Genomic DNA, 6,165 nt, shown 5'->3' on the forward strand with positions numbered 1-6,165 from the left:
AGCCGCCCCCGGCCATGGATGGCCGATGGCGGCGGGCCCACGGAGCAGGACCGGAGCGAGGGGATGCCGAGCCACAGCGAGGCACCGGACGTCAGGGGATAAAGCGTTTGGTTACTTTGCGCTTTTCAAAGTGACCCGCCGTAAGGGCGGAACCAATAGCGGCCGTTACCGCAGAAATGGATATGTACTCAGAAAAGCATCGCGAGCAGGCTCGCTCCCACAGGAATTCAGGATTTCCATCGGCCCCCCGCACTCCCCAAATCCCGCCCATAAAAAAACCGCGACCCTCCCCCAAGGGCCGCGGTTTTCACGCCGCGCGATTATCTTTGATACACGGTCGCCTGGTTGGCATCGCCAAACTGTTGGACGTTCGCAGTCTGGGAGCTGCCGCCCTGGTCGACACTGGTGATGTTGCCGGTACCACCCTGGGTGACGTAGGCCACGTTCATGGTGTCAGCCTGCTTGACGGTGATCATGTTGTCCTCGCCATACAGCTGCGTGGTGTACGCCTGGTTGCCGGTGCCATCCTGGTTGAACTCGGTGCTGTTGCCGGTACCATTGGTGCTGCCCTGGGCCAGGTTGGTGGTGCCGCGCTGATCGGAGATCAGGATGTTGTCGCTACCGTTCTGGTCGAAGTACAGCTCGTTGTAGGCAGCGGCCTGGCTGACCGTGGTTTTGTTACCGGTACCGGTCTGGTTGGTGGTCATGATGTGGCCGATGCCATCCTGCTTGAAGCTGGCAATGTTGCCATCGCCGTTCTGGTTGACGGTGGCGCGTTGGCTGGAGCCGAACTGGCCGCCCAGTTGCGGGCCTTTCCAGTTGCTGGCGTAGACCTTGTTGTCGTTACCCACCGAGTTGGCGTTGAGCACATGGCTGTCGCCGCTCTGGTAGGTGAAGTGAACGTTGCCGACGCCTTCCTGGTAGATGCCGACAGTGGAACCGATGGACTCGAACTGGTCGGCATAGATGGCGTTGAGGTCACCGACTTGCAGCACATTGGCCACGTTATCCGAGCCGAAGCTCTGGTCAACGATGGTTTCGTTGGTGTTACCAAATTGGTTGATGGTGGCCGAGCTGGCGACCTGGGTGTCTTGCCAGACTTCGGTGCCGTTTTCGTCGCCCAACTGGTTGATGGTCGTGGTGCTGCCGTCGCCACTACGCTGGTCGGCGTAGGCGTAGTTGATGTTGCCGGACTGGTTGATGCTGATCTGCCCGTTCATCTGAGCGATCTGTTCGGCGGTGGCGTAGTTGCTGTCGCCATACTGGATGAGCACGGCGTTGTTACCGCCGCCCACGTCGACCTGTTCGATGTTGGCCTGGTGGTTGTCACCGTATTGGAAGGTATGGCCGGTCGTACCTTCCTGGCTGTCCTGATAGACGAACGAGAAGTTGCCGTTGCCTTCCTGCTGCTGCAACACCTCACCGCTGCCGACACCGATCGACTGGCTGGCATGTGAGACGTTGAGCGAGCCGATCTGGTTCTGGGTGATGACGCTGCCGTCTTCGAACAGCTGCTCGGCGTAGCCTGCGTTGTAGTCGCCGGTCTGATTCTGGGTGATGGTGCTGGTGGCGGTGTCCTGCACGCCGGCCGCATCGTTGCCGGTGCCGACCTGCAGCTGGGTAATGGTGCTGCCGGGCGCGTTGGTCTGCTTGACGTTGGCGATGTTGGCGGTACCGTACTGGCCCTGGGTGGATTCGCTTTCATCAGCCATGGCCTGGACACTGACAACAACCAGGATTGCGGCGGTAAGGGGCGTCAATTTGAACATGATGAAACCTCCAAGAAGTGCAGTGCTTTAGCGATATTGGGTGACCGAAACGCTCATTCCATTTCCTGCCTGGGTCACAGCACTCTGCTGCCCCGTGCCAGCCTGGACGATGTTGGCGTCGTTGTTGTTGCCGTTCTGGGATATCTGTGCGCGGTTACTGCTGCCGGTCTGGGTAATCGACGCGGAGTTGCCGTAACCCTGCTGGTTGATCAATGCCATCAGGTCGCTGCCTTGTTGCAGGATCCAGGCTTCCTGATTGCTCCCTTGCTGCACGATCTGGCCGAGCAGCGACTGGCCGTTCTGTTGCACCAGTGCGATGTTGGCCTGGCCGTTCTGGTCGATCAGTGCGTGCTGGCCTATCACTACAGGCGGCAGCTCACCCAGATCGGCGCCGGGCGCCAGGTCATCGTTCTCCATCAAATCGTCGGCCCGCGCCCCGGCAGTGCCGCAAAGCAGGAGCAGGCAGAGCAGGGCGGCGGTCGACTTTTTCATGGCGTCTTCCCTTCGCGAGAATCGGGCCCCTCCACCCGGTGAGTGGAGGGGGCGTGGGCTCAGTTCGAAATCACCTGAACTGTGCGGGTGGTGCCTTGGGACGAGGTGATGGTGGCTGTCGGGTTCGCCGACGGAACCACTGCGGTGTTGTTGTTCGCCGTGAACCGCCAGCGACCGGTCACCGGCACCGTGGTGGTGCCCAGGGTCTGCAGCCCGGTCGGGGTGGTGACCCTGATGGTGATGGTGTTGCCTGTGGTCACCGACGAGGTCCCTGCAAAGTCCCAGGTGAAGCGGTTATTGGAGCGGGCCGACACCGTCGCCGTGGTCACCGCGAAGGTTTCCGCAGCAGGCCGTGGCGAGACTTGCACCGTGACCGTCGCCGGGGTCGTCGAGACGGCGCCGAAGCTGTCACGGACGAAGTAGGTGAAGGTCGTGGTGAAGGCCGTCGTGACCGTGGCCGGTGGGGTATAGGTCAGGCCGGTGCCATTGTTGGTGACGGTGCCGCGGCCGGTTGGTGGCTGAGTGAAGCTGGCGACGGCGAGCGGCAGGTTGTTTTCCGGATCGGTGTCGTTGACCAGCACGTCGATCGGGATGGCCACACCCAATGTCGTGGCGCTGTCGGCCACCGCCGTCGGAGCCTGGTTAGGCGCCACGGTGATGGTCACGGTGGCCGCCGTGGTCGAGGCCAGGCCTTTCACGTCTTGTGCCTTGTAGGTGAAGGACGTGGTCAGCGGAGCATTGACCACCGCTGGCGGGGTGTAGACGACCGCGGTGGTGCCGCTCAGTACGACGGTGCCCTGGCCGGTCGGCGGTTGAGTCAGCGCGGTGATGCTCAACGGATTGTTGTTGTCCGGGTCGCTGTCGTTGGCCAGCAAGTTGAGGGTAATCGGCACACCGAAGCTGGTGTTGCCGGTGTCGGCGATGGAGATCGGTGCCTGGTTCTCACCGGTGTCCGGCGCTGTACCGACCACGACCACAGGCTCGACATCGACACCGCCGGCGGCGGATTTGATGGTGACGGTGGCCGGTGGCTGACGCAGATCGGTAACGGTCAGGGTCTGCAGGGTGCCGGCTTTGGTCAGGCGACCGTAGCCCTGGGCGACCATGTCCGGGACCACCACTTCATCGGTGGACCTGGCTTCGATGCGCAGGGTGTGATCGCTCCAGCTGTAGCGCGCAGTCTGCACTTTCACCACGTCCGAGACCTTGCTCGATACCGCCGTTGGCCGAGTGGTGCCGCTCGGGTTGGTGGCGGTGACCACCACCACCGGTGGCACGTTGGTGCCGACCAGACGCTGGGCGAAGTACTGGCCATTGGGGTCGCCGACCATGGCGGTCAGGCACGGTGTAGGCGGTGGTCCGGGAACCAGTGCCACGGTTTCGCGGAAGCACAGGGTGGAACCGGTGGGCGATTTGCCGAAGACCTCAACCTGGGTGCTGCTGGTGCCCGGGCCGGTAGAAGTACGGCGGTAAGTGGCACGGCCGATTTCCACAGCGGTTTGCTGACGGCTGTCGAGCACTTTGCCGGACACGGTAAAGAGGTTGGTCTCGATGGTGCCGGCCGGTCCCTGGATGCGCAGGAAGTTGGTGTTGTTGGGGCTGCCGGTGACCGGTTCGCTGATGTTCGGGTCGCCGATGAAGGTATCGATGCCGCCGGTTTCCGGGTTCACTTCGGTGTAAGGGCCGTTGACGCTGCGCAGGAAAGGCCCGACCGCGCCATTGAGCGCGCCGCTGAAGTTGCCCGGTGCGCCGATGCCGATGTCGCGGGTGATGTTGATCGCGCGACGGCCTGGTGTGGCGACCGTGACCGTTTCCTGTCCATAGGGGTGGGTGATGGTGTAGGTGCCGGCGACCGGAATGTTTATGCGCATGCGAATCCGCGCGAAGCTCTGCTGATCGCCCTCGATCGGATTTTCCGAGGCGAAGGCCGCTTCGATCCCGGCCACGTAGGCATCCACGCCATAGCCGGCGGCGTTGTCGTTGATGCTGGTCTCGGCCAGGAACCAGAATGATTCCGGTGGCCAGTTATCCGGGAACACCAGCGGCAGGGTGTCGTCGAAGACACCGGGCTCAGGGTTCAGGATGCACATGTAGGCGGGCGCGCCGGGAGCGCCGGGTGCCCGGGTACTGGTGGCCTTGGATTGGCACAGTTCCAGCGACAGCAGATTGTTGTCCTGATACCACATGGGGAATTTCCCCGTGGCGAAGGTGTAGGGGCCGGGGTCGACGGCGGCGAGTTGCGCGAACGCAGCACTGCCGCAGAGCGAGATAGTCAGCCCGAGCGTGTTGAGTGCGAAGCGTGGCCACTTGTTCATGATGCCTCCTGATACGGATCTGGGCATGAGTGCGTTCATTGCACGATGACCACGTCTTCGATGTCGGTGCCGCCATTGGATGACGTCACCTTGACCTTGGCCGGTGGAATCGGCGAGATGCCGGTCGACAGCGATTTCACTGCGCCGTCGCCGCTCAGGGCGCCGATGGCGACGCCGGTACCGGAGGTGACGGTGAGCACCGGTGGCGAGGTCTCATCGCTGGTAGAGGCCACGACAGTGAGCTGTCCGGTATGCAGGTTGTATTCAGCCTGGGAAATCACCACCAGGTCGGTCAGCGGCGAAGGCACCGTGGTCGGCGTGCTGCTGGGGATGGCCACGTGGTTGTCGGCGGTCAATGACAAGGTGCTCGGCAACGTCGGGTTGGTGGCGGACTGGGCGTACCAGTGGCCGGTGGTGTCGGCCTCGGTCAGGTTCAGCGCCGGGGTGTTGCTGGTCAGGGTCACGGTGGCCGGTGGTGGCGGGGCCATCACGAACACGTCCTGCTGGGCGACAGGTGCACTGGCACCGGCCTTGCGTGAGTAAGTGCTGCGCTCGGCAATGATCGGAGTCGGGCGGACCACAGTGGACAACTTGCCGGAAATGGCCATCACGGTCGTGCGCAGGTCGATGCCGCCAGGGCCTTCGATGCGGATGTAGTTGGTGTTGAACGGGCTGCCGGTGAAGGCTTCTTCCAGGTTCGGGTCACCCACGAATTGTTCCGCCGCACCGGTCACCGGGTTGGTCTCGGTGTAAGGTCCGTTAAGGCTGCGCAGGAATGGGCCGAGGTCGCTCTTGAGTGCGCCGTCGTAGGTTTTCGGCGAGCCGATGCCGATATCGCGGGTCATGTTGATCGCGCGACGGCCGGGGGTATCGACGTTGAACACATCCACGCCGTAGGGGTGGGTGATGACATAGGTGCCGGCAACGGGCACGTCGACCCGGATACGGATCCGGCCAAAACTGACCTGATCACCCTCGACCGGATCTTCGGCGGCGAAGGCGGCTTCCAGGGCGCTGACATAGGTCAGATCAATGCCGCTGGCGGCGTCGACGATCGAACCGTCACCGGTAAACCAGAACGCTTCATCGGGAAAATTGGTCGGGAAAACGATGGGCTGCGTGTCGTCGAAGATGCCGGGGTTGGGGTTCAACAGGCACATGTAGGCCGGTGCGCCTGGAGCGCCGGCAACCCTGGAACTGACAGCTTTGGTCAGGCAAAGATCAAGGGTCCTTCCGTGGGTGTCCTGATACCAGGCAGCGAAATTTCCGTTAGCTGGCAGGTAAGGGCCGGTATCTACAGCGAACAGCGCGGCTTGAGCAACGCCTTGAGCCAGGGCGGTCACAGCCAGTGCGATCGCGGTTTTGGACAGTAAAGGGTGCATGAGTATTCCCTCTATCAAAGTACCTGTCCCTTGAAATGGGTCAGTTGGCAGGTCTTCGGCAACTCCCATGCCAATTGCCGAATTCAGCCGTGAGACGCCCGGCTCACAGGCGTTGACCTGATGTTGGGGGACGGTTCCCCCAAATGTGGGAACGGGCCTTTTTCCCCAGAATTGGGGGTAGGTGGGGGCACAAGGATGGGTGGGGGA

4 protein-coding genes are annotated in these 6,165 nt (G+C 62.5%); all 4 read right to left on the reverse strand.

Annotated features, from left to right (window positions below; genetic code table 11):
* Positions 1 to 320: 320 nt before the first annotated feature.
* The 4 genes from HNO86_RS29930 to HNO86_RS29945 are packed head-to-tail and all read right to left on the reverse strand — an operon-like array spanning position 321 to position 5,958.
* On the reverse strand, positions 321 to 1,769 hold the full coding sequence (locus tag HNO86_RS29930; protein ID WP_175380543.1) for a curlin: 1,449 nt from the start codon (positions 1,767 to 1,769) through the stop codon (positions 321 to 323).
* A 27-nt stretch (positions 1,770 to 1,796) separates the two neighbouring features.
* The gene (locus tag HNO86_RS29935) at positions 1,797 to 2,261 is read right to left on the reverse strand and encodes a curlin (RefSeq protein ID WP_175380544.1); all 465 of its coding nucleotides are present in this window, start codon (positions 2,259 to 2,261) and stop codon (positions 1,797 to 1,799) included.
* A gap of 59 nt (positions 2,262 to 2,320) precedes the next feature.
* Positions 2,321 to 4,576: an Ig-like domain-containing protein gene (locus HNO86_RS29940; protein ID WP_175380545.1), complete on the reverse strand. Its 2,256-nt coding sequence runs from the start codon at positions 4,574 to 4,576 to the stop codon at positions 2,321 to 2,323.
* Between the two features lie 35 nt (positions 4,577 to 4,611).
* Entirely contained in the window at positions 4,612 to 5,958 is a 1,347-nt protein-coding gene (locus HNO86_RS29945) for a hypothetical protein (protein ID WP_175380546.1), read from the reverse strand.
* Positions 5,959 to 6,165: the final 207 nt, after the last annotated feature.

This window comes from Pseudomonas sp. C1C7 (assembly GCF_013359595.1).
Taxonomy (GTDB): domain Bacteria; phylum Pseudomonadota; class Gammaproteobacteria; order Pseudomonadales; family Pseudomonadaceae; genus Aquipseudomonas.

Bases quoted from the DNA above. Each gene is read 5' to 3' on its own strand.
- HNO86_RS29935 (WP_175380544.1), bottom strand. From the start codon at position 2,261: ATGAAAAAGTCGACCGCCGCCCTGCTCTGCCTGCTCCTGCTTTGCGGC.
- HNO86_RS29940 (WP_175380545.1), bottom strand. From the start codon at position 4,576: ATGAACAAGTGGCCACGCTTCGCACTCAACACGCTCGGGCTGACTATC.
- HNO86_RS29930 (WP_175380543.1), bottom strand. From the start codon at position 1,769: ATGTTCAAATTGACGCCCCTTACCGCCGCAATCCTGGTTGTTGTCAGT.
- HNO86_RS29945 (WP_175380546.1), bottom strand. From the start codon at position 5,958: ATGCACCCTTTACTGTCCAAAACCGCGATCGCACTGGCTGTGACCGCC.